This is a genomic window from Salmonella sp. 32010601201800023SM (assembly GCF_017572235.1).
GTDB lineage: Bacteria > Pseudomonadota > Gammaproteobacteria > Enterobacterales > Enterobacteriaceae > Salmonella > Salmonella enterica.
In genome coordinates this window covers 287,409-310,480 of record NZ_JAGEQS010000001.1, presented here as the reverse complement: position 1 = coordinate 310,480, position 23,072 = coordinate 287,409, and the positions used below count along the sequence as shown (strand labels likewise).

Annotated in this window: 26 protein-coding genes and 3 tRNA genes; 9 read left to right on the top strand and 20 right to left on the bottom strand. The window is 50.4% G+C overall.

All coding sequences use genetic code 11. From position 1 onward, the window contains the following. Nucleotides 1–52: 52 nt before the first annotated feature. The 9 genes from J4617_RS01590 to uvrY form a co-directional block, all read right to left on the bottom strand. Entirely contained in the window at nucleotides 53–379 is a 327-nt protein-coding gene (locus J4617_RS01590) for a hypothetical protein (protein ID WP_017465552.1), read from the bottom strand. 212 nt (nucleotides 380–591) lie between these two features. Beyond that, the gene (locus J4617_RS01585) at nucleotides 592–2,031 is read right to left on the bottom strand and encodes an SH3 domain-containing C40 family peptidase (protein ID WP_077905360.1); all 1,440 of its coding nucleotides are present in this window, start codon (nucleotides 2,029–2,031) and stop codon (nucleotides 592–594) included. 213 nt (nucleotides 2,032–2,244) lie between these two features. Beyond that, nucleotides 2,245–2,577, bottom strand: a complete 333-nt coding sequence (locus tag J4617_RS01580) for a hypothetical protein (RefSeq protein ID WP_001521174.1) — start codon at nucleotides 2,575–2,577, stop codon at nucleotides 2,245–2,247. A 249-nt stretch (nucleotides 2,578–2,826) separates the two neighbouring features. Next, nucleotides 2,827–2,913: transfer RNA gene (locus tag J4617_RS01575), tRNA-Leu, on the bottom strand. An 11-nt stretch (nucleotides 2,914–2,924) separates the two neighbouring features. Then, nucleotides 2,925–2,998: transfer RNA gene (locus J4617_RS01570), tRNA-Cys, on the bottom strand. Between the two features lie 52 nt (nucleotides 2,999–3,050). Then, a tRNA-Gly gene (locus tag J4617_RS01565) sits at nucleotides 3,051–3,126 on the bottom strand. Nucleotides 3,127–3,277: 151 nt separating this feature from the next. Then, a complete protein-coding gene (gene pgsA / locus J4617_RS01560) occupies nucleotides 3,278–3,826 on the bottom strand; it encodes a CDP-diacylglycerol--glycerol-3-phosphate 3-phosphatidyltransferase (RefSeq protein ID WP_001160192.1) in 549 nt (182 codons plus the stop codon). 56 nt (nucleotides 3,827–3,882) lie between these two features. After that, a complete protein-coding gene (gene uvrC, locus J4617_RS01555) occupies nucleotides 3,883–5,715 on the bottom strand; it encodes an excinuclease ABC subunit UvrC (RefSeq protein ID WP_017465551.1) in 1,833 nt (610 codons plus the stop codon). Next, nucleotides 5,712–6,368 (bottom strand): UvrY/SirA/GacA family response regulator transcription factor, encoded by a 657-nt coding sequence (uvrY, locus tag J4617_RS01550; protein WP_000611323.1) that lies wholly within the window; start codon nucleotides 6,366–6,368, stop codon nucleotides 5,712–5,714. The genes uvrC and uvrY overlap by 4 nt, the downstream gene beginning before the upstream one ends. A 311-nt stretch (nucleotides 6,369–6,679) precedes the next feature. Between uvrY and J4617_RS01545 the strand changes: the two genes are divergently transcribed. After that, nucleotides 6,680–6,835: a hypothetical protein gene (locus J4617_RS01545; protein ID WP_000546186.1), complete on the top strand. Its 156-nt coding sequence runs from the start codon at nucleotides 6,680–6,682 to the stop codon at nucleotides 6,833–6,835. Further along, nucleotides 6,832–7,056 carry a DUF2594 family protein gene (locus J4617_RS01540; protein WP_000106483.1) on the top strand — a complete coding sequence of 75 codons (225 nt, stop codon included), beginning with the start codon at nucleotides 6,832–6,834 and terminating at the stop codon, nucleotides 7,054–7,056. The genes J4617_RS01545 and J4617_RS01540 overlap by 4 nt, the downstream gene beginning before the upstream one ends. A gap of 66 nt (nucleotides 7,057–7,122) precedes the next feature. Here J4617_RS01540 and sdiA read toward each other — a convergent pair whose 3' ends face one another. From sdiA to J4617_RS01495, 9 genes are all read right to left on the bottom strand, one after another. Next, nucleotides 7,123–7,845, bottom strand: a complete 723-nt coding sequence (sdiA, locus tag J4617_RS01535) for a transcriptional regulator SdiA (protein ID WP_017465550.1) — start codon at nucleotides 7,843–7,845, stop codon at nucleotides 7,123–7,125. A 232-nt stretch (nucleotides 7,846–8,077) separates the two neighbouring features. Beyond that, entirely contained in the window at nucleotides 8,078–8,830 is a 753-nt protein-coding gene (gene tcyN, locus J4617_RS01530) for an L-cystine ABC transporter ATP-binding protein TcyN (protein WP_001273033.1), read from the bottom strand. Continuing rightward, entirely contained in the window at nucleotides 8,827–9,495 is a 669-nt protein-coding gene (gene tcyL / locus J4617_RS01525; protein ID WP_001158234.1) for a cystine ABC transporter permease, read from the bottom strand. The genes tcyN and tcyL overlap by 4 nt, the downstream gene beginning before the upstream one ends. 20 nt (nucleotides 9,496–9,515) lie before the next feature. Continuing rightward, complete coding sequence (dcyD, locus tag J4617_RS01520; RefSeq protein ID WP_001128188.1) at nucleotides 9,516–10,502, bottom strand: D-cysteine desulfhydrase; 987 nt, start codon at nucleotides 10,500–10,502, stop codon at nucleotides 9,516–9,518. 153 nt (nucleotides 10,503–10,655) lie between these two features. After that, nucleotides 10,656–11,456: a cystine ABC transporter substrate-binding protein gene (gene tcyJ / locus J4617_RS01515; RefSeq protein WP_000761630.1), complete on the bottom strand. Its 801-nt coding sequence runs from the start codon at nucleotides 11,454–11,456 to the stop codon at nucleotides 10,656–10,658. A 146-nt stretch (nucleotides 11,457–11,602) separates the two neighbouring features. Beyond that, a complete protein-coding gene (gene fliZ / locus J4617_RS01510) occupies nucleotides 11,603–12,154 on the bottom strand; it encodes a flagella biosynthesis regulatory protein FliZ (RefSeq protein ID WP_000218080.1) in 552 nt (183 codons plus the stop codon). A 58-nt stretch (nucleotides 12,155–12,212) separates the two neighbouring features. Then, nucleotides 12,213–12,932: an RNA polymerase sigma factor FliA gene (locus tag J4617_RS01505; protein ID WP_001087453.1), complete on the bottom strand. Its 720-nt coding sequence runs from the start codon at nucleotides 12,930–12,932 to the stop codon at nucleotides 12,213–12,215. A gap of 196 nt (nucleotides 12,933–13,128) precedes the next feature. Then, the gene (fliB, locus tag J4617_RS01500) at nucleotides 13,129–14,334 is read right to left on the bottom strand and encodes a flagellin lysine-N-methylase (RefSeq protein ID WP_017465549.1); all 1,206 of its coding nucleotides are present in this window, start codon (nucleotides 14,332–14,334) and stop codon (nucleotides 13,129–13,131) included. Nucleotides 14,335–14,412: 78 nt separating this feature from the next. Further along, nucleotides 14,413–15,900 carry a FliC/FljB family flagellin gene (locus J4617_RS01495; RefSeq protein WP_017465548.1) on the bottom strand — a complete coding sequence of 496 codons (1,488 nt, stop codon included), beginning with the start codon at nucleotides 15,898–15,900 and terminating at the stop codon, nucleotides 14,413–14,415. 256 nt (nucleotides 15,901–16,156) lie between these two features. Between J4617_RS01495 and fliD the strand changes: the two genes are divergently transcribed. The 4 genes from fliD to amyA all read left to right on the top strand — a co-directional run bounded on the left by fliD (nucleotide 16,157) and on the right by amyA (nucleotide 19,906). Further along, nucleotides 16,157–17,560, top strand: a complete 1,404-nt coding sequence (fliD, locus tag J4617_RS01490) for a flagellar filament capping protein FliD (protein ID WP_000146802.1) — start codon at nucleotides 16,157–16,159, stop codon at nucleotides 17,558–17,560. A gap of 14 nt (nucleotides 17,561–17,574) precedes the next feature. Then, nucleotides 17,575–17,982, top strand: coding sequence for a flagellar export chaperone FliS (fliS, locus tag J4617_RS01485; RefSeq protein ID WP_000287764.1), 408 nt, complete (start codon nucleotides 17,575–17,577; stop codon nucleotides 17,980–17,982). Further along, on the top strand, nucleotides 17,982–18,350 hold the full coding sequence (fliT, locus tag J4617_RS01480) for a flagella biosynthesis regulatory protein FliT (protein ID WP_000204899.1): 369 nt from the start codon (nucleotides 17,982–17,984) through the stop codon (nucleotides 18,348–18,350). The genes fliS and fliT overlap by 1 nt, the downstream gene beginning before the upstream one ends. A gap of 71 nt (nucleotides 18,351–18,421) precedes the next feature. Then, the gene (amyA, locus tag J4617_RS01475) at nucleotides 18,422–19,906 is read left to right on the top strand and encodes an alpha-amylase (protein ID WP_017465547.1); all 1,485 of its coding nucleotides are present in this window, start codon (nucleotides 18,422–18,424) and stop codon (nucleotides 19,904–19,906) included. A gap of 39 nt (nucleotides 19,907–19,945) precedes the next feature. On the opposite strand, the gene yedD is transcribed toward amyA, so the two are convergent. After that, nucleotides 19,946–20,359 carry a lipoprotein YedD gene (gene yedD / locus J4617_RS01470; RefSeq protein WP_000754694.1) on the bottom strand — a complete coding sequence of 138 codons (414 nt, stop codon included), beginning with the start codon at nucleotides 20,357–20,359 and terminating at the stop codon, nucleotides 19,946–19,948. A 128-nt stretch (nucleotides 20,360–20,487) separates the two neighbouring features. Here yedD and yedE point away from each other — a divergent pair, with 128 nt between their 5' ends. The 3 genes from yedE (at nucleotide 20,488) to J4617_RS01455 (ending at nucleotide 22,631) form a co-directional block, all read left to right on the top strand. Then, nucleotides 20,488–21,750, top strand: a complete 1,263-nt coding sequence (gene yedE / locus J4617_RS01465; RefSeq protein ID WP_322958618.1) for a selenium metabolism membrane protein YedE/FdhT — start codon at nucleotides 20,488–20,490, stop codon at nucleotides 21,748–21,750. Beyond that, complete coding sequence (gene yedF, locus J4617_RS01460; protein WP_000790504.1) at nucleotides 21,747–21,980, top strand: sulfurtransferase-like selenium metabolism protein YedF; 234 nt, start codon at nucleotides 21,747–21,749, stop codon at nucleotides 21,978–21,980. Before yedE ends, yedF begins: the two co-directional genes overlap by 4 nt. A gap of 264 nt (nucleotides 21,981–22,244) precedes the next feature. After that, a complete protein-coding gene (locus J4617_RS01455) occupies nucleotides 22,245–22,631 on the top strand; it encodes a hypothetical protein (protein ID WP_000639596.1) in 387 nt (128 codons plus the stop codon). A gap of 120 nt (nucleotides 22,632–22,751) precedes the next feature. Here the strand turns inward: J4617_RS01455 and fliE are convergent, their stop codons facing one another. Beyond that, on the bottom strand, nucleotides 22,752–23,066 hold the full coding sequence (gene fliE, locus J4617_RS01450) for a flagellar hook-basal body complex protein FliE (protein ID WP_017465546.1): 315 nt from the start codon (nucleotides 23,064–23,066) through the stop codon (nucleotides 22,752–22,754). Nucleotides 23,067–23,072 lie beyond the last annotated feature (6 nt).

Here is a 23,072-nt window from a genome sequence, read left to right as displayed (position 1 = left end):
CCCCACACAAAAGCGAGAGATGGGTTTCTCGCTATATTATACTCATGCTAACTTATACCACCGCCGCGGACAGATAAAACCGCCCTCTCAAATAGAGCTTATTTTCAGTAAAAAAGTGTTTAATGAGTTCGTCTACCGCTTCTCTGTCAGCAGAAAAGGTTATTTCCATAAACAGCGTATCGTACCCTATTTTGATATTTTTTTTCTTACAGTAAACACGGATCTCATCCTGCACACTCAGCAACGGCAGGCTAAATGTGTATAGCTGTTGCGGTTCTTTTTTCGCCGCTTTCTCAAAAACTTTAGTGACCAGATCTCCAAGATCGCGCTCTGACCGGGCACCGTTATTAAAATGCAATAAATTACGTCTTTTTACCACCCAGCCTCCAGCCAGATACCGCCAACAATAACTCTCACTTCAATGTGTGAGGCACATAATCACATCCAGAATCAGCTCCAGATAGTATTTCAAATAAACAGCCCGCACTATAGCGCATACTTTTTTCAGACACAGTTTACAGGGATACTCTCTTTATATCCACGCGCACGGTTGCCTTAATCATGTCTTCCGCGATAACACAGTTTGTCAACCTATTCTATATAACCAAGCTTAAACAGAACCTTACCAGCCAGCGATATCAGCTCAGGATTTTCAGGATAAAAACGCAGTAACGGCAAAAAAACCGCCTCACCGATAATGCTCCGGCTATTAGCATGGTTTGGGCGCAATCCCCAGATATTCTGATAAGTCATCGGCACGACCTGCCCATTCATGGTTGTGTTACCGATATACAGCATAATATGCCCTGGAATATAGACCAGCGTAGTAAACGGTTTTCCGTATCTGGTGAGATAATCGATCCGCATTTGGGGACTTTTATGACTAAGATCGACCACCCGTCCAGCAGCCTCTACCTGCGCGGATGAATGTCTGGGCAGGAATATGCCAAACGGCATTAACAGGCTGCGGACTTCGGCTGAACAATCATTATAAAAGTTAAAATTTCCCCAACCGTAGGGGGCGCCGTGCATTGCTTTCATTAGCACGGCGATATTTTCCGGCGTCATTTTCCACGGCATAGCCGTAAACTCGTTACCGCTTAGCCAGACCCAATGGATAAACGCACGACCATTGCTGTCGCGAACTGGCGCCGCAATCAGGAACTGGCCCGCCCGTTGATGTCGGAACGGTAAAATAGTGCCCGGTCGCCCGGTGAAATAATAGACGCCTGCGGCATGGACAGAAACCGGCGCGTTGATAAATGCCCCCAGTTGCTTGTGAGCGAGCAAAACCCACTGTGTTATAAATTTCTGATCCGTACTGGCAATATCTTCACTATGAACCCAGCCAGTTACCGCTGGTGAAACGACATATTGCCAGCGTTGGTCTTTGCTCTTCGTCAGCGTATAGACCGGCGTACCGGGACGCAGCGAAGACATTTGTAAATTATCAAACGGATACCCCTCGCCCGCCTGACGGGGATCGTTAAAGAGCGGGTCGTCCGTTGGCAGCGCTCTGACTAAACTTTCTCTGACCATAATACCTCGCCGGGAGGCATGATAGATATTGTCAATCTGCGTATCCGTATTCCCTCTAACCTCCTCTTTCCAGCGAGAGGTATAAAGTCTGAAGTTTTCCCCCCAATAAGCACTGCCGTCGCTAAGAAACTGCTTAATACTGGCATCCCGGGCCTGTGCTGCGTTTTTTTTCAGCAATGTGGTAATATAAAAACCATTCCACGGCGAGTGAGCTTCACTGTCCATTCCGAAATAATGAGATTTTAGTGCGTTAAAGTAGCGTTGTTGGGTAGCACTATCAATAACCGGAATAGTGTAATCAGCTGAGTCCGGAGGTATCCATTTATCAACCGACTGTGAATAATCCGCTAACGGAAAGCGTGTTTTTGTCGGGTCAATATAGCTCCCTGCGACAATTTCATCTTTGGCTGTTGATCGGTAGGTCGTCTGGTGGCAAGCGGTGAGGCACAATGGTATCAATAAAACGGCCCAGGTTTTCTTTTGCATCATCATCTCCGTAAAGCGGGGAAAGCATAATATAGAGACTGACCAAAACCGCCATTCACGAAAACCTGAAATTATCTGTAGTTGACCTGTTATTAAGACAATATTGCAAAACGTGATTAAATTATGATGCGGATCACATTACCTTGTAATGAATATTAGTTCGCTATCTACCTTTAATTAAATTGTGCAGAAAATACCCCTGAACAGTTATATACTCGTTTAATTTGCATAAATACTCCACTGGCCTGCCCCTGTTTTTTTCAGACAATACATATTGTAGCGCGTCAGTTCTACTTTTTTTATATACTCTGCAAAGTCATTTGCATCGACGTAGCCAATAAAATTATGTGCATCACATGTCGAAGAGGAAAGCTCACCTGGAAGAGAGTAGGTTACGATTGCACTCTCAGGCTCATACAAAATAAAAAAAAGTAAAAAAGCGCAACCTACAATCCCAATATTAATGAAGCTAATAAATAATTTTGCATTATCGGTATATTTCACTGGCAGACCTACTCTCTTTAATAAAGCAGGCATAAAACATATCAGCATTTTTTATAGAGATTAATGGATTTTATCGGCTGATTTACCCGACGTTTAGTATTTACCAGCCATAAGTTCTTGCGGGTCGGTAGCACATAACTGTTGTACTGGCAGAAATGCCGCTACCGGTGTTTTTTACTGTGTATCGCACTGGAGAGTTCACGCTCGCGGTCGGCATACAAATTGAAGGCACAAAAAAACCACCCGTAGGTGGTTTCACGACACTGCTTATTGCTTTGATTATTCTTGTCTTTCCCATGGTACCCGGAGCGGGACTTGAACCCGCACAGCGCGAACGCCGAGGGATTTTAAATCCCTTGTGTCTACCGATTCCACCATCCGGGCTCGGGAAAAATTGGAGGCGCGTTCCGGAGTCGAACCGGACTAGACGGATTTGCAATCCGCTACATAACCGCTTTGTTAACGCGCCAAATTTTTTTTACTTTTCAGCCAGCATTCGCTTTACGCCAATGCTTTTAAACTGGAGCGGGAAACGAGACTCGAACTCGCGACCCCGACCTTGGCAAGGTCGTGCTCTACCAACTGAGCTATTCCCGCAGTATCAAGCAACTTTGTTAATCACTTGATTTTGTTATCGTCTGGCAATCAGTGCTGCCGTTCGATGCGTTGCATTCTACTTACCTGACGCACTGAGTCAACGATATTTTTCGTCACTCACGATCGTTTGCTGAAATTTGCGGCGAAACGATCACTGATCAAGCAAATCTCCGCGTGCAGCGCTCAAATATTGCAACATGGACCACAACGTTAGCACCGCTGCGACAAAGAAAAGCGCGATCCCGGCATACTCTACCCAGATATTCGGACGCCACAAGAGCCACGCCAGCGCCACCATCTGCGCGGTAGTTTTGACTTTACCGATCCAGGAGACCGCTACACTACTGCGTTTGCCCAGCTCCGCCATCCATTCACGCAGAGCAGAGATAATAATTTCGCGGGCTATCATCGTCGCCGCAGGTAACGTCACCCACCAGCTATGATAATGCTCGGTGACCAGCACCATGGCGATCGCCACCAGCACCTTGTCGGCGACGGGGTCGAGGAAAGCGCCGAAACGCGTACTCTGGTTCCAGCGTCGCGCCAGAAAGCCGTCAAACCAGTCGGTAATAGCGGCAATACAGAAAATCAGCGCGCTGACCATCGGCGCCCAGGCGAACGGCAAATAAAACACCACGACAAAGAATGGAATCAGGATGACGCGAAACAGCGTGAGCAACGTAGGGATATTAAATTGCATAGTGACGGGTAACTATCTGTTGTCAGTGAAATTACCCCTATGTTGCTACAGTGGCCTCAATGTTTCAACGACCAGAAGATCTTTTCTGCCAGACCTTGCGAAATACCCGGCACTTTTGCAATTTCTTCTACGCTGGCGTTACGTAGCCCTTGCAAACCGCCCATATATTTCAGCAGCATCTGGCGACGTTTAGGCCCAACGCCTTCAATAGTTTCCAGCGTACTGGTATTTTTAACCTTCGCGCGTTTTTTACGGTGCCCGCCGATCGCGTGATCGTGCGACTCATCGCGAATATGCTGAATAACATGCAGCGCCGGCGAGTCCGGCGGCAGGCTAAACCCCTCGCCTTCCGGTTCAAAAAAGAGTGTTTCCAGACCGGCCTTTCTGTCCGCGCCTTTGGCGACGCCGAGCAGCAAAGGACGATGCTTATCCCAGGGGACATCCAGCTCAGCGAAAATGGCTTTCGCCTGGGCGAGCTGCCCTTTTCCGCCGTCGATCAGAATAACATCCGGAATCTTACTTTCTTCTATGGCCTTGCCATAACGCCGACGTAGCACCTGATTCATCGCCGCGTAGTCATCACCCGGCGTGATGCCCGCGATATTATAACGACGATACTCGGCGCGTAACGGCCCATTAGCGTCAAATACCACACAGGATGCGACCGTTTGCTCCCCCATGGTATGGCTGATGTCAAAACATTCCATCCGCTTGATCGCAGGAAGTTTTAATACCGTCGCCAGCGCGGTCAAACGCTGCGTGATGGTGGACTGCTGCGAGAGTTTAGTGATTAAGGCCGTTGCCGCGTTGGTCCGCGCCAGCTTGAGATAGCGGGCGCGATCGCCGCGCGGTTTTGTCTGGACATGAATACGCCGTCCGGCAAGTTCCGACAACGAATCGGCCAGCAGCGTTTTATCACTCAGATTAAAATCGAGCAGTATCTCGCCCGGTAGCGTGCGCATCTGGCTACCCTGCAGGTAAAACTGCCCGACAAAGGTTTCCACCACTTCGCCCAGTTCCGTACCGCCAGGTACTTTTGGAAAATAGCTGCGGCTGCCCAGCACCTTACCCTGGCGAATAAACAGCACATGCACACAGGCCATACCCGCATCAAAAGCCACGCCGATCACGTCGAGATCGTCGCCCGCATTGGAGACAAACTGTTTCTCCGTGACCCGGCGTACCGCCTGGATCTGATCGCGAATACGCGCCGCCTCTTCAAATGCCAAATCCTGGCTGGCCTTTTCCATCCGGGCAATCAGTTGTGTTAAGACCTGGTCGTCCTTGCCGGACAAAAACAACCGGACATACTCCACCTGTTGCGTGTACTCCTCCTCGCTGACCAGTCCTGCAACGCAGGGGCCTAAGCAGCGGCCAATCTGGTATTGCAGGCAAGGACGCGAGCGGTTGCGATACACGCTGTTTTCGCACTGGCGGATAGGGAAAATTTTCTGTAACAGCGCCAGCGTTTCCCGCACGGCATAGCCATTAGGAAATGGACCGAAGTACTCGCCTTTCGCATGTTTGGCGCCACGGTGCATCGCCAGACGCGGATGGGTATCGCCGCTCAGAAAAATAAAAGGATAGGATTTATCATCACGCAACAACACGTTGTAACGCGGTTGATACAACTTGATGTAATTATGCTCAAGCAGCAGCGCTTCCGTTTCAGTATGCGTTACCGTGACATCAATGTGTTGAATTTGCGCAACTAGCGCTTCGGTTTTACGCGAAGCCAGGTTGCTGCGAAAGTAGCTGGAAAGACGCTTTTTCAGGTCTTTTGCTTTACCGACATAAATAACCGTACCGCCGGCGTCATACATACGATAGACACCGGGTTGGCTGGTAACGGTTTTCAAAAACGCCTTTGCGTCAAATATTTCACTCACTGGCTTGTTAACGTCTCCGCATTACACAGGCCATGGCGGATTGCCAGGTGAGTCAGCTCAACATCACCATGAATGTTTAATTTACTGAACATACGATAGCGATAGCTGTTCACCGTTTTAGGACTGAGATTCAGCTGTTCTGAAATCTCATTGACCTTCTGACCCTTGGTGATCATCAGCATAATCTGCAACTCGCGTTCAGACAAACTGGCGAACGGCGTTTCCGTTTTTGCAGGCTCGATCTGACTGAGCGCCATCTGCTGAGCGATATCGGAGGCGATATAACGTTGTCCGGAATACACCGAACGAATAGCGCTCACCACCTCCTGAGGCGCAGCGCCTTTGCTGAGATAGCCAGCTGCGCCAGCCTGCATCACTTTGGCGGGCAACGGGTTCTCCGTATGGACGGTCAGCATGATCACTTTGATATCCGCTGTCGAGCGGGCAATTTTACGCGTCGCCTCAAGGCCGCCAATACCGGGCATGTTCATATCCATCAGCACGACGTCAACGGCGTTAGTACGGCACCATTTTACCGCATCCTCTCCGCAGCACGCTTCACCGACAACTTTAATGCCCTTTATATCTTCAAGAATGCGTCGTATCCCTGCGCGCACCAGTTCGTGGTCATCAACAAGAAGAACGTTGATCAAAGGAATATCTCCAGAATAGGGATAACGCTACTGATAGTTAATCGCCCTTATATTAGCTGGTTTTATCTCAACTTTGAAACGTAAAAAAACACCGGGTATTCGATTTTGCTCTCGTTTTTGGAAATTATGTTGTACGTCGTGTGGCAACTACCAACGTTGTAGCCCCTTCTGGCGGCGCTGTCCCGGGCTGCTATTTCATAATGGTGACAAAAATTTCACGTTCCGCTGTCTAAACACTAATTAGGGAATCAACTTTGTAACAATAATTAACGAGTAAAATACGCGTAATAAACAAAGAATGAAGAAAATATATGCATCACGCAGCAACGTTTATTTTGTGGGTAACCCCTCCGCTTTTTGATCAAAAAACAACCACTGCTATTTTTAGCGTAGCTTATGGTATACTCCGCCGCCTTAACATCTGCTATCGCACATTTTCACTGAAACATAACGAGGAAAATAAATGAGTACGCCTGATTTTTCCACCGCTGAGAATAATCAAGAACTGGCTACTGAAGTCAACTGCCTGAAAGCCATGTTAACGCTGATGCTGCAGGCGATGGGCCAGGCCGATGCAGGGCGCGTGATTCTTAAAATGGAAAAACAGATCGCGCAGATGGATGATGAAGCACAAGCGGCGGTATTTTCCAGTACGGTTAAGCAAATTAAACAGGCTTACCGCCAGTAGTAAAAAACCGGCTGTTAGCATCGCTTTCAGCCGGTTTCGCGTCTGGCGTGAAGCATCGTCAGCACGTCATATCAGACCTGTCGCCGCAGCGTAGCAGGCAATCTGTGTTTTATTTGGCGCATTGAATTTCTTCTGCATGTTTTTCTGATGGAAGTTAACGGTATTTTCAGAAATCGACAGAATAATGGCGATCTCCGATGAGGTCTTCCCTTCCGCCGTCCACTTCAGAATCTCTTTCTCACGTTTACTGAAACGCATCTCAGGCGCCATCACCATGTCGTCTTCAAATCTTGTCAGCGCCGAAAGACTCTCCCGCGCCAGCAGTTGCAACCTCAGCTCCACTTCATCGTAGGTAAACGAGGAGCAGCGTAAACTGCTACGGGAGAAAGATAAAAAGCCCAGCGCCCGGTTCGGCAACATCACACACTGGGTTACGCCTCTGCGTAATCCGAAACGCTGGGCGGCATCCCACATCGCCTGCGCTTCATGAAATAGCATGTCATCCCAATGTAAATGACCCTGCCTGAAATTTTCCGGCTTTAATACCGGATCGATCGCGAAATAGTTTTCGGACTGGTAATGCGTTACCCACGCCTGAGGATAGGTGGTACGAAGCGATATTTTAGGCCGGGTAAAGGGAACGGGATGGCGAACACACAGGGCATAATAATCAAATTCCAGCCGCTGTGTCTGATATTGCAATTCAGTATAAACATCCTCTGCTGCCGCCATCTCCTGAAAGCGTAACAACATTGCGCGTCGCCAGGTGAAGAAATCATTTTCCTGCATATTTTATGGTCACGCCTTTGATATTGATAATCATTATTATGAATGGCTTAAATTAACACATAAATAGTGTTTATATATAAGAAATATCGGACGAATCATAGAATACTTGAGCGGCATTACAGTTTTTTGGCTTCCGCCAGAGAGCGAGGTTAATAATCTGGCAGAATGACTTCATAATTATTCATTGCGCTCGCCCGAGGCGCGGCTAATTCGGGCGAGCGTTGAAAAGGTATTATTTCACTAAAAATTTCTCAAGGAACTGGCGGGTACGCGGATGCTGAGGATCGGCGAACAAGGTTTTCGCCGGCCCCTGCTCGACGATTTGCCCCTGATCCATAAATATTGCCCGATCAGCCACGTCACGCGCAAAGCCCATTTCGTGAGTGACGATCACCATCGTGCGCTTTTCCTGCGCCAGCTGGCGAATCGTATTAAGCACCTCGCCGACTAATTCAGGATCAAGCGCCGACGTCGGCTCATCAAACAGAATCACTTCCGGGCGCATCGCCAGCGCGCGTGCAATCGCCACGCGCTGCTGTTGCCCGCCCGACAGGCGGCGCGGATAACGGGTCTCTTTACCGGCCAACCCGACTTTGGCTAACAGTTCCCGCGCCAGCGCCGTCGCCTCGGCTTTCGGCTCTCCCTTTACAATTACCGGACCTTCAATGATATTTTCCAGCACAGTACGATGCGGGAACAGGTTAAAACTCTGAAAGACAAAACCGACATGCTGACGTAGCTGGCGAATCAACCCTTTTTGCTGGCTGAATGGGCGGGCGGTATCGATGATAATATCGCCCACTTTAATGGTGCCCGCTTCCGGTTGTTCCAGCAGGTTAATGCAGCGTAATAACGTTGTCTTCCCTGAGCCGCTCGGGCCGATAATGGCGACGACTTCTCCGGGCTTTACCTCAAGGTCGATACCGTGCAGCACCGTTTGACCATGAAATTTTTTGACCAGGTTGGTGACTTCGATAGCACTCATTTTGGCTCTCTCTCCTGGCGGTTAAGCTGGTTTTCGAAATAGTTTTGCAGTGCCGATAAGACGGTCGCCATTACCCAGTAGATTAACGACGCGGCCAGATACATGGTAAACACCTCCAGCGTTCGCGAGGTAATTAACTGCGCCTGGCGGAACAACTCCGGCACCTGAATCGTCGCGGCGAGCGACGTATCTTTCACCAGGCTGATAAAGCTGTTGCTCAACGGAGGAAGCGCGACGCGAGCCGCCTGCGGCAAAATAGCGCGACGTAGCGTTTGCCACGGCGTCATGCCAATGCTCGCCGCCGCTTCCCATTGTCCCTTGTCGATAGCCGAGATCGCCGCGCGCAGCGTCTCGGACGTGTAAGCCGCGGTATTGAGCGATAAACCAATCATCGCCGCCGGGATAGGGTCCAGCTCAATCCCAAATTGCGGCAGGCCGTAATAGATCATAAATAACTGGGCGATAAGCGGCGTACCGCGAAAAATCGAAATATAAAAGCGCGCCAGCCAGCGAACCAGCCATAGCGGAGACATCCGCATCAGCGCCAGCACAAATCCCAGCAGCAGACCAAAAAACATACCGCCAATACTCAGTTGCAGGGTAAAGACGGCGCCTTTAAGCAAATACGGCAGCGATTCAATAACCAGTTGGATACTTTCTTGCATTCGCGTTGATTACCTGGAGGTTATACATGAGGATGGTAGGCAAACAGCGCAGGCGCCCCACCGGTGTGAATAAAGAGAATCGGCCCGTCATCGTTAAAGCGTTTCTGGCTGATGCCGTCTATCAGACCCGCCATCGCTTTGCCGGTATATACCGGATCCAGCAACACCCCCTCCAGGCTCGCCAGCAGTTTCACCGCCTCCATCCCCGCGTCATTTGGCACGCCGTAACCCGGGGCAAAATAGTCATCCCATAAATGAATATCCGCCGTCGCCGTCAGCGCCAGCTGACCGGCAATAGCCTGCTGCAAGGCAATCACTTTGGGTTTCTGCTCGGCGACAGAACGTGAAACGGTCACGCCAATCAGTTCGACGTCAGGCATCAGATGTTCCAGCCCGACAGCTAACCCGGCGTGCGTTCCGGCGCTGCCGGAGGCCACCACCACCGAAGAGAGCCCGACAACTTCTTCACACTGCTGGGCGATTTCCAGGGCGCTCTCTACGTATCCCATTGCCCCCAGCGCGCTGGAGCCGCCGACCGGAATCACATAGGGCCTGAACCCTTGCGCTTCAATACGCGTCGCCAGCGTTTGCAGCTGCGCATCCGGATCGGTTAGCGCATCGCACATCTCAATTTGCGTATTAAATAAATCCAGTAACAGGCGATTACCATTCGTCAGGTAATTTTCCGCGGTGGTACCGATTGGATTTTCCAGCAAAGCGACGCAATGCAGCCCCAATTTGGCCGCGACCGCCGCCGTCTGACGGACATGGTTCGACTGAATCGCCCCTGCGGTTATCAGCGTATCCGCCCCTTCTCGCAGCGCGTCGGCCACCAGAAACTCCAGCTTGCGCAGTTTATTGCCGCCCATTGCAATGGGCGTAACGTCATCGCGCTTAATGTAAATCTCACGGCCAAGATAATCAGACAATCGCGGCAGGTATTCGAGCGGGGTCGGCGCGCCAATAAGCTCCAGGCGAGGAAAGCGCGTTAAGTGATGTAGTGGCATTGAGCCTCCGGTAACGTTGTGGTGTGTTCTTTTTATTATGCACGTTGATCCAACGGAAATAAAAAAGGCGCCGATTCACGCGCCTCCGTTTGCTGACATAGTATGAGGTTGATATTGCCCGGCGGCGCTCTGCCTGCCGGGCAACGTAGAGCATTATTGGGTCACGTCAGCGCCAAACCATTTTTCAGAGAGCGCTTTTAAGGTGCCATCTTTTTGCATTTCCGCAATAGCGTTATCTACCGCCTTCAGCAAGTCTTCGTTGCCTTTACGTAACGCAACGCCGGACTCCTGACGCGAAAACGCATCACCGGTGACGGCCAGCGTACCTTTGGTTTTTTTCACCAGATCCAGCGCCGCCAGACGATCGACTAAAATCGCGTCAATACGGCCTACGCGTAGATCCTGGTATTTTGTAGGATCATCGTCATAAGTACGGATATCCACGCCCTGAACATGTTGACGTAGCCACTCTTCATAGTTAGTCCCCAGCCCAACGCCGACTTTTTTGCCCTGCAGATCGGCTGCCGTTTTGATCGTGCCTTCATTCCCTTTTTTCACCAACGCCTGAACGCCGGAGACCGTATAAGGCGTAGAGAAATCATATTTTTTCTTGCGGACGTCTGAAATCGTGACCTGGTTTATCACTACATCAATGCGTTTAGCGTCCAGCGACGCCAGTATTCCGTCCCATTTGGTCGGCTTCAACAACGCTTTAACGCCCAGATGTTTTGCCAACGCCTCGGCGAAATCGACTTCAAAACCGGTTAATTTGCCGTCTTCGCCCTGAAAGCTAAACGGCGGATAGGTACCTTCCAGCCCTACCAGCAGCGTGCCGCGTTCTTTAACTTTGTTCAGCAAACCCTCATCGGCAAAGCTCTTCGCGCTCATTCCCGCCACCAGCGCTACAGCCATTACTCCCATCAGTGCCTGACGTCCCAGCAGTGCTAATTTCATAGTAACCCCGAATATTGCCGTTAATGACCATAGACTGTGTCCCGCCATGGCGCATCGTCACGTCTCGCGAACCTTTGGGGGACTCAGCCTAATGTAGAAGGTTTGCCACGTTTCACCAACACGACTCTGCTACATCTTATGCTTTTTTAATATATATCAGAACTGGCGGTAAAGGGGGATTTCTGTCTGGGCGCAATCTGCTGATGCGCTTTATATTGCTGGTATTTACGCAGTGCGATACGGTAATTATTGGTGCTGGTTTCCGGCAACCATGGCGCCAGGCTTTCATCGAGAAAACCGTCCTGCAGCAGATCGTGGGAAATGTTTTGCTCGCTGAGGTAATTGCCAAGACGTCGTAAACGCACGACATATTCCCGCACCGTGCCATGGCTCATCTCGGTTTGTTCAAACAAATACTGTTTGAAACCGATAATATCGAAAAAATCACTCTGCTTTTTGCAGTGCAAATCGCCGCAAAAGCGACACAGCGCCACCCACTCCTTCTGCTCCCGCTGCCAGGCAGCGTCGTCAAGTAGCATATCCAGCTGTGAAATAGCGATTTTATTAACGATCTTGCCACGGCGAACCAGCGTAATGCGGTCGAGCAATTTGTGACAATGCGCGCAATGCGTCTGGCTGTGTTTAAAGTCTTTAAGATAGCGGCTCAAGGGCCGCCTTTTAGGTTGCTGCACCGTCATGAGAACTCCTGGTAGTCTATACGTTGTGCGGCACTTTTCGGGTGCGATCATGCGCTACCTATAACTTACCCAGTTTGGTGCGTAATCGTTTGATGGCCTGACTATGCAACTGGCTGACCCGCGATTCGCCGACTTCCAGTACCGCGCCAATCTCTTTGAGGTTGAGCTCTTCCTGGTAATACAGCGTTAACACCAGTTGCTCGCGTTCCGGCAGCGATTCAATCGCGTCCATTACCCGCTGTCGCAGGTCGCCCTCCAGCAGTTGATGTAACGGGTTTTCCTGTTGATGTTCTTCAGTCACCAGTTCGATGCTATCGCCATGCTCTTCCCGCCACTCATCGTAAGAGAAAAGTTGGCTGTTGTTGGTATCGAGCAACATCTGACGATACTCCGCAACAGGAATGCCAAGACGTTCCGCCACTTCGGTTTCCGTCGCATTACGCCCCAGTTCCTGCTCCAGTTGTCCCATCGCCTGCGCCACTTCGCGGGCATTACGCCGGACGCTACGCGGCACCCAATCGCGGCTGCGTAATTCATCCAGCATCGCCCCACGAATACGCTGCACTGCGTAAGTGGTAAATGCCGTTCCTTGCAAAGCGTCATATCGGTCGACCGCATTTAATAACCCGATGCCGCCCGCTTGTAGCAGATCGTCCAGTTCCACGCTCGCCGGCAATCGCACCTGCAGGCGCAATGCTTCGTGACGCACCAGCGGTACATAACGCTGCCACAGCGAGTGTTTATCCATTACACCTTCAGCGGTATACAGTGAATTCACGATAAACAGCCCTGCGTTAAATGAGTTATCGGCATGATTATCCGTTTCTACAGAGGGTTCTATCGAAGGAATAAGGCTATAAAAGAAGGGTTATTTCACTTATGTAACCTGTAGCGCCTTTTTAGCGGTTCAAAGAGCAGAATAAAATCAGCCAGATAGGATAAACGGGATGCGCAAAAGCCCACCCCGAACAAAACTATGTCAGAAGATGAATCATCGACAGATCGTCGCCAGTACGCACCGTTTCTATATGGCGATGAAAATTCGCCGCCACCTCGCTGTTATGCTGGCTGCGGGAGTGAAAGCTATACACAATATTGGTAACGTCATCCCACTCAAGCCGCCCGCGCTCATGCACACTGGCTGCCGTTAATAGCTTAATAAAGGCATATTCCGCCACGATAATATACAGCGCGCGTAACGGGTCGACATTCGGCTGGTTGGGGAAATTATTTTCCCAAATTTTATAGAGAATTAAATTTCTGAAGGCCCAGTTCTTCTGCTGCTCATCCGCCTGTAAACAGCGCGCTAATGAGGACTCAATATCGCTAACCTTCTGCTCCATTGAAACGCCCTCTTCCGCCGTCAGCACCCGCAGAAGACACTGGATGTAGTGATCGAGGATAACACTGCCACGATTAAGCGGGAGCGAGCGGAAATAGTCCTGCATCTGCAATACCAGCGAGGTTTTTACCTTGCTATCCGGCGCGATATTCATTAACTCCTGCGCCAGCACGCCGGTCTGCAACTGTTCAAGTAACGCGGCATACACCTGTTCCAGTTCGCCCAGCGCGGCATCATCAATTTTGGCAAATTTCTGTGCATACATGACGAATTTAATCAACGCATAGAGCGCGGCTTCCGTACTGCTGTTGGCATGGTTGATCAGACTCAGGCAAAACAGATTGAGTAACTTTTGCTGCGCTGGGAATAACGGCGCAGTATTGAATGTCTGCTGAATGATTGTTTTTTCGCTGAGTGCCATTGCGTCAGGATCGTTTAAAATGCGGGACGTCACCTCCGGGCAGGCAAGACTCAGAGAGTTACGCACCTCATTTTTATAGGTATGATGCGCCCGCGGGAAAGAGGAACAGGTATGACTTAATGCCTTTGCGCCTAACGTTTTTTGCACCCGGCACAGACGGTCCTCATCCAGATAAGGGCAATTCCCCAGCGCCGAAGGCAGCTTAATTTCCCCCCAGTGGCTGTTGTTCTTTTTCAGCAGGATAATATGGTCTTGCGCGATGGTACGAATCGCCGTGTCTTTACTGGCGAGATACTTTTTGACCGTCGTCTTATCCAGCGTGATTTTCCAGCCCTTACAACAGTGATCGCGGCAGGCCGAGCCAGAACAGGAAAAGTGGGTGACAAAGGCAGGTTCAGTGACGGTGATTTCTTTCATTACACAGGCTCCGGAATTAAAAAAGGCAGCTTTCGCTGCCTTGATTGTGTACCACGTGTCGGTGAATCAATCGCCGGATTAACGCAGTAAAGAGAGGACGTTTTGCGGAACCTGGTTCGCCTGCGCCAGAACGGAAGTACCAGCCTGCTGCAGAATCTGCGCGCGAGACATGTTGGAGACTTCGGTCGCGTAGTCGGAATCTTCGATACGGCTACGGGCAGAAGACAGGTTATTTACGGTATTGCCCAGGTTGGTGATAGCGGAGTTGAAACGGTTCTGAACCGCACCCAGGTCAGAACGCAGCGCATCCACCTGCGCCAAAGCAGCATCAATTTTCTGCAGCGGGTTTTCAGTGGTTGTAGCAGCCGCTTCCGCCAGCTCTGGCTGTGCTTTGAAATCATGACCAGCAGCTTTGCTGGCATTGTAGGTTTTACCGTCGATAGTAACAACTTCGGTTTTACCGTCTACGCCACCCAGTTGGTTCAGTGCAGTTTTTGTGTTGCCGTCTTTATCGGTATATTCAGTGGCGTTAATGCTGATCGATCCATCTTTATTTTTAGTTGCAGCATAAATATCGTCTCCAACTTTAACACCGAAGCCGCCATCAATCGTCTTACCGTTTTTATCCGTGTAAGACATTTTCACAACTTCAGATTTAGCAGCATCAGCGGCACTTACACCTGCAGCTGTTAACTGATCTTGTACAGCCGAACTCGGTGTATTTAGTCCCTGAACTTCAGTAACTTCAGACACACCTGCTGGTTTTGCTGCTACAGTATTTGCTGCTGCTGCAGGAACTGTAACCGCTCCAGTAGTTGTATTAACGTCAACTTTAAGGAAACCATTTTTACCTGAGTCAGTCGCATCAGCAAAGCTTACTTCTACATAGTAATCTGTACCATTAGAGTAAACTTTACCGTCCTTGAGGGCACCAGCTGTTGTCGCACCTGTTACGCCACCTTTAATTGCATCGGCAGTAAGAGCACTAGTATCCAGTTTGACACTGTTTTCAACTGTAGCTTGAACATCATACGCTTTCTGCACATTCAGCGTATCCAGACCCAGGGTCTGAGAGTTGATCTGCTTCAGATCGATATCGATGGTTTCACCGTCGTTGGCACCAACCTGGATGGTCAGGGTGTTGTCCTGCGCCAGAACTTTCACGCCGTTGAACTGAGTCTGACCGGATACACGGTCGATTTCGTTCAGGCGCTGGGTGATTTCAGCCTGGATGGAGTCGAGGTCAGACTGGGAGTTGGTGCTGTTAGCAGACTGAACCGCCAGTTCACGCACACGCTGCAGGTTGTTGTTGATTTCGTTCAGCGCGCCTTCAGTGGTCTGCGCAATGGAGATACCGTCGTTAGCGTTACGGGAAGCCTGAGTCAGGCCTTTGATGTTCGCGGTGAAACGGTTAGCAATCGCCTGACCTGCCGCATCGTCTTTCGCGCTGTTGATACGCAGACCGGAAGACAGACGCTCGATAGCGGTACCCAGAGCGGACTGGGATTTGTTCAGGTTATTCTGGGTCAACAGCGACAGGCTGTTTGTATTAATGACTTGTGCCATGATCTTTTCCTTATCAATTACAACTTGATGTTATTGGGCTGTTGCCCACGGTTTCTCACCGTAACCCTTGTATCGGCACCTGAATTTCGAACTTTAGAAAATTTTTCACTTCCCCCGATCTTTTTCTTAGGCGGCGAAATAGCCGCTTTATGCATCATTATTCCGCGCATTATTTTTGCAAAATTATCATTAAACTTTGCCTCCAGATTGCCGATAACGCGCTTAACTACTGTTTGCAATCAAAAAGGAAGAAGGCATGGCTTCAATTTCATCATTAGGTGTGGGATCAAACTTACCGTTAGACCAGTTGTTGACAGACCTGACAAAAAACGAAAAAGGACGCTTAACGCCAATTACCAAACAGCAGAGCGCGAATTCGGCAAAGCTAACCGCCTATGGCACATTGAAAAGCGCATTAGAAAAATTCCAGACGGCAAATACCGCGTTAAATAAAGCGGATTTATTTAAGTCTACCGTGGCGTCCAGCACGACAGAGGACCTCAAAGTCAGTACTACCGCTGGCGCTGCCGCAGGGACTTATAAGATTAACGTAACCCAGCTTGCCGCCGCACAGTCGCTGGCGACAAAAACCACCTTCGCAACTACCAAAGAGCAGTTGGGCGATACGTCGGTCACGTCCCGGACAATTAAAATTGAACAGCCGGGACGTAAAGAGCCGCTGGAAATTAAGCTGGATAAAGGCGACACCTCCATGGAGGCGATCCGTGACGCCATCAATGACGCCGACAGCGGTATCGCCGCCAGTATCGTTAAGGTCAAAGAGAACGAATTCCAGTTGGTGCTTACCGCCAATAGCGGTACCGACAATACGATGAAGATCACGGTGGAAGGCGATACAAAACTTAACGATTTACTCGCTTATGACAGCACCACCAATACCGGCAATATGCAAGAGCTGGTGAAAGCAGAAAACGCGAAGCTGAACGTAAACGGCATCGACATTGAGCGTCAGAGCAATACCGTAACCGACGCCCCTCAGGGAATTACGCTCACCCTGACGAAGAAAGTGACCGACGCGACCGTGACGGTAACGAAAGATGATACCAAGGCGAAAGAGGCGATTAAATCCTGGGTGGATGCCTATAACTCGCTAGTGGATACCTTTAGCTCGTTAACCAAATATACCGCCGTTGAGCCGGGCGAAGAAGCCAGCGATAAAAACGGCGCGCTGTTAGGCGATAGTGTGGTTCGTACTATCCAGACCGGGATTCGGGCACAATTTGCCAATAGCGGCAGTAATTCTGCGTTCAAAACAATGGCGGAAATTGGCATCACCCAGGATGGGACTTCCGGCAAACTGAAGATTGATGATGATAAGCTGACCAAAGTACTGAAAGATAACACAGCCGCAGCGCGTGAGCTGTTGGTAGGCGATGGTAAAGAAACGGGGATCACCACCAAAATTGCCACCGAAGTGAAAAGTTATCTGGCGGATGACGGCATTATTGATAATGCGCAGGACAACGTTAACGCCACGCTGAAAAGCCTGACAAAACAGTACCTGTCCGTTAGCAACAGCATCGATGAAACCGTTGCCCGTTACAAGGCCCAGTTTACCCAACTGGATACCATGATGAGTAAGCTGAATAACACCAGTAGTTATTTGACCCAGCAATTTACAGCTATGAACAAGTCCTGATAACAGAGGTCACCATGTACACCGCGAGCGGTATCAAAGCTTATGCGCAAGTCAGCGTGGAAAGCGCCGTGATGAGCGCCAGCCCGCATCAGTTGATTGAAATGTTGTTTGATGGCGCGAATAGCGCTCTGGTGCGCGCTCGCCTGTTTTTAGAACAAGGCGATGTTGTCGCGAAAGGTGAAGCGTTAAGCAAAGCCATCAATATTATCGATAACGGGCTGAAAGCCGGCCTCGATCAGGAAAAAGGCGGTGAGATTGCGACGAATCTTTCCGAGCTATACGACTATATGATTCGCCGTTTACTGCAGGCTAATTTGCGTAACGACGCTCAGGCCATCGAAGAAGTGGAAGGGTTACTCAGCAATATTGCAGAAGCCTGGAAACAGATTTCACCGAAAGCATCTTTCCAGGAGTCTCGTTAATGACCTCAACCGTGGAGTTTATCAACCGTTGGCAGCGTATTGCGCTGCTCAGTCAATCGCTGCTTGAACTTGCGCAGCGAGGTGAATGGGATCTCTTACTGCAACAAGAGGTCTCCTATCTGCAAAGTATTGAAACGGTGATGGAAAAGCAAACTCCACCGGGCATTACGCGAAGTATTCAGGATATGGTCGCCGGATACATCAAACAAACGCTGGATAATGAGCAGCTCCTGAAAGGGCTGCTGCAACAGCGACTGGATGAACTGAGTAGTTTGATCGGACAATCCACCCGCCAAAAATCACTCAACAACGCTTATGGGCGTCTTTCCGGTATGTTACTCGTGCCAGATGCGCCTGGCGCCTCATAATATTTTCCCGTCTCGTATGAAAATTCTTCCATACTCCAGAGGTCGGCTAAACGACTTCTGGAGCACGGAAGATGAAAAACCCCACGTTATTGCAGTACTTCCACTGGTATTATCCCGACGGCGGTAAACTCTGGTCTGAGCTGGCGGAACGTGCTGATGGGCTGAATGATATCGGTATCAATATGGTCTGGCTACCGCCCGCCTGTAAAGGCGCCTCCGGCGGCTATTCCGTAGGCTATGATAGCTACGACCTGTTTGACCTCGGCGAATTTGACCAAAAAGGAACTATCGCGACAAAGTACGGCGATAAACGCCAGTTACTGACGGCGATAGACGCGCTCAAAAAAAATAATATTGCGGTGCTGCTCGACGTCGTCGTGAACCACAAAATGGGCGCAGACGAAAAAGAACGTATTCGCGTTCAGCGCGTGAATCAGGATGACCGCACGCAAATCGATGACAACATCATTGAATGCGAAGGCTGGACGCGCTACACCTTCCCTGCCCGCGCGGGCCAGTATTCCAACTTTATTTGGGACTATCACTGTTTCAGCGGCATTGATCACATCGAGAATCCCGACGAAGACGGCATTTTTAAGATCGTCAATGACTATACCGGCGATGGCTGGAACGATCAGGTTGATGATGAGCTGGGTAATTTCGACTATCTGATGGGGGAAAATATCGATTTTCGCAATCACGCGGTTACGGAAGAGATTAAATATTGGGCTCGTTGGGTCATGGAACAAACCCACTGTGACGGCTTTCGCCTGGACGCGGTAAAACATATACCCGCCTGGTTTTATAAAGAATGGATTGAGCATGTACAGGCGGTTGCACCAAAACCGCTGTTTATTGTCGCAGAATACTGGTCGCATGAAGTGGATAAACTGAAAACGTACATCGATCAGGTCGACGGGAAAACCATGCTGTTCGACGCGCCGTTGCAGATGAAATTTCACGAGGCCTCGCGCCAGGGCGCGGAGTATGACATGCGCCACATTTTCACCGGCACGCTGGTAGAAGCCGACCCTTTTCATGCGGTGACGCTGGTCGCTAACCACGATACACAACCGTTACAGGCGCTGGAAGCGCCGGTAGAACCCTGGTTCAAACCATTGGCCTATGCGCTGATCCTGCTTCGTGAAAACGGCGTGCCGTCGGTGTTTTATCCCGATTTATACGGCGCCAGCTATGAGGATAGCGGCGAAAATGGCGAGACCTGTCGGGTCGACATGCCGGTGATTAACCAACTGGATCGGCTGATCCTCGCTCGTCAGAGTTTTGCGCACGGTATACAAACACTCTTTTTCGATCATCCTAACTGTATCGCCTTTAGTCGCAGCGGTACTGAAGAGAATCCAGGCTGTGTGGTTGTACTTTCCAATGGCGACGACGGTGAAAAAAACCTCCTGCTCGGCGACAATTACGCTAACAAGACCTGGCGTGATTTTCTGGGAAACCGCAGTGAGCATGTTGTAACTAATGATCAAGGCGAAGCGACGTTCTTCTGCAACGCAGGCAGCGTCAGCGTGTGGGTCATTGAGGACGTGTGATGAGCGTTCCCGGCGGCAGAGCGCTGCCGGGAAGCGAAATTACGGCAGCGGCGTCGGCAGCGGCGTTTTTTCTAACGCGGCGGCGCACTCCGGCGTCGGACGAGCGACCCGTTGCAGCGTCATGCCATCATATTCCAGGGTATTCCCGTCGCGCTCAATCTCATAGAGCTCACGCTTAACCGTAACATTGGTTAAGTCATCGGAGAGCATGGTCAGCTTGCCCGGCAGAGCAATAACGCGCTGCCACTGGCGGCAGTCCAGCGTATCGCCTTCTTTAGTCACCACCAGGCTGGCGATAGCTTCAGGGCTCACCAGCTTACGTTGCGGGCCTTTTGACTGCCAGTACCCTTCCAGACCGGCCGGCGCGGGCGTTTTAACCACATCATTATAGTTTTCCACCTCGGCGCATCCGGCCAGAACCAGCAATGCGCCAACGATCGCTACTTTTTTCATCATTCATCCTGCATCAGAAGAAAGAGGAATTGTGGCATTAAAGCCCTGACGCCGCCAGCCTTTCCAGGCGCTGGCCGCAATTTGATCCAGTCGGTATTACCGCTTATTAGGTGTAGGCAAATTCTGTGATCGGTGTAGTATGCGCACTTCTTGTTTCACACCTTCTGAGTTCAGAGGCTAAACACATGTCATGGCAACACTTCAAGCAAACCTGGTTAATTAAATTCTGGGCGCCGGCCCCTGCGGTGATCGCAGCCGGTATTCTCTCTACCTACTATTTTGGCATCACCGGCACGTTTTGGGCCGTGACGGGCGAATTTACCCGCTGGGGCGGGCAAATTTTGCAGCTTTTTGGCGTTCATGCCGAACAGTGGGGCTACTACAAGCTGATTCATCTGGAAGGTACGCCGCTGACGCGTATCGACGGCATGATGATCCTCGGCATGTTCGGCGGCTGTTTCGCCGCGGCGCTGTGGGCCAACAACGTAAAACTGCGTATGCCGCGCAGCCGAATCCGTATCGTACAGGCGGTGGCCGGAGGCATTATCGCTGGCTTCGGCGCGCGTCTGGCGATGGGGTGTAACCTGGCCGCCTTTTTTACCGGGATCCCGCAGTTCTCCCTACACGCGTGGTTCTTTGCGCTGGCGACCGCTATCGGCTCCTGGTTCGGCGCCCGCTTTACGTTGCTGCCGATATTTCGCATACCGGTGAAAATGCAGAAGGTCTCCGCGGCTTCGCCACTGACGCAGAAACCGGATCAGGCAAGACGGCGTTTCAGGCTCGGTATGCTGGTCTTTATCGGCATGATTGGCTGGGCGTTATTAACGGCAATGCATCAGCCGAAACTGGGGCTGGCGATGCTGTTCGGCGTCGGGTTTGGGCTGCTGATCGAGCGCGCGCAAATCTGCTTTACTTCGGCCTTTCGCGATCTGTGGATCTCCGGACGCGCCCATATGGCGAAAGCGATTATTTTCGGCATGGCGGTCAGCGCCATTGGTATTTTCAGCTACGTGCAGTTGGGCGTTGCACCTAAAATTATGTGGGCTGGCCCGAATGCGGTCATTGGCGGACTGCTGTTCGGTTTTGGCATCGTGCTGGCGGGCGGCTGCGAAACCGGCTGGATGTACCGCGCCGTAGAAGGCCAGGTGCATTACTGGTGGGTGGGCCTCGGCAATGTCATCGGTTCGACCATCCTGGCTTACTACTGGGATGATTTCGCGCCCGCGCTGGCGACCAGTTGGGATAAAGTTAACCTGCTGAATACCTTTGGTCCGCTGGGCGGTCTGCTGGTCACCTACCTGTTGTTATTTACCGCGCTGATGTTAATTATCGGCTGGGAAAAACGTTTTTTCCGCCGTGCGGGGCTGACGCCTGCTAAGGAATCTGTATGAAAAATATCGTCCCTGATTACCGTCTGGATATGGTTGGCGAACCTTGCCCGTACCCGGCGGTCGCCACTCTGGAAGCGATGCCGCAGCTAAAAAAAGGGGAGATCCTGGAAGTGGTGAGCGACTGTCCGCAGTCCATTAATAATATTCCACTGGATGCGCGCAATCACGGTTATACGGTGCTGGATATCCAACAGGATGGCCCGACAATTCGTTATCTGATTCAAAAATAAGCGCATACTCCCGCTGTACGTTACGGCGGGAGACCTTTTACGGCATAACCGGCAAAAATCTAAAACGCATAAAAGAAATCAGACAAGGTCGTCTTGTGCGCCGTGGCATAAATCTATTATATAACGTATACCGTTTTAATTTTGTTTGAGCCGATGAAAAACCCATGACTATTTTAAGCAAAACATAAAATAATTATTATTTTCCCTCTACGTCATAAAAGACTATCAGGTATTTATATTTTTACTCACTGACATTATCAGGTGATGATTTATTTATGCACAGCAGAAGCCAAAAAAATGATAAAAATTATTTTCATCTCCATTATTGGAGTCGTCTGTCTTGCCGCTGCCCGTTACTCACCCGTCACAGTGGTCAATGCACATCCGAGCGCCATTGCCCGCTGTCTCGCTGATAATCTGTCCCCGTATGGGTATATACTGGATCTCCATGAAACAGATATTCCAGGCATTAATAAAGAATTTACCGTGTATTATCGCAACGGCGCATATATTGCAGGAACATTCTGGATTGCAAACTCAATGACAATAGCGTCAGAACGAATAGTAGGAATGAATGGCGTCAGTAAACAGGCGTACCCTATTTTTAATAAGTCCCTGCAACAATGTGCAACCCGCTTATCAATAAAATGAGCGCGCCTCGCAAAAAACAAGCCCACATAATCACGCACTGGTTGCATGGGCGTCGCGTCCCCCGCCGCTGACTTAGGTAAGCGCCCGGGAGTTCGCTGCGGATGTGTTGTCAGCCCTGGCTTAAACCTGCATGGACATGACTTCCTGATACGCGGCGACCAGCTTGTTGCGCACCTGAATCCCCATTTGCATGGAGACGGACGCTTTTTGCATATCGGCCATCACGTCATTAAGCGCAATGCCCGGCTCACCCAGAGTGAATTTTTCCGCCTGAACGCGCGCCGCCGCTTGTCTGTCGCTAATACGATCCAGCGCAGCATGTAGCTGGCCGGCAAAACTCACCGTCGACTGCGAGTGTGTTTCTTGCCCGCTTGCGGCCATCGCCGTCGCCTGTAACTGGCTAATAACCCCTTCAATCCCCTGTATTGCTGCCATGCTATT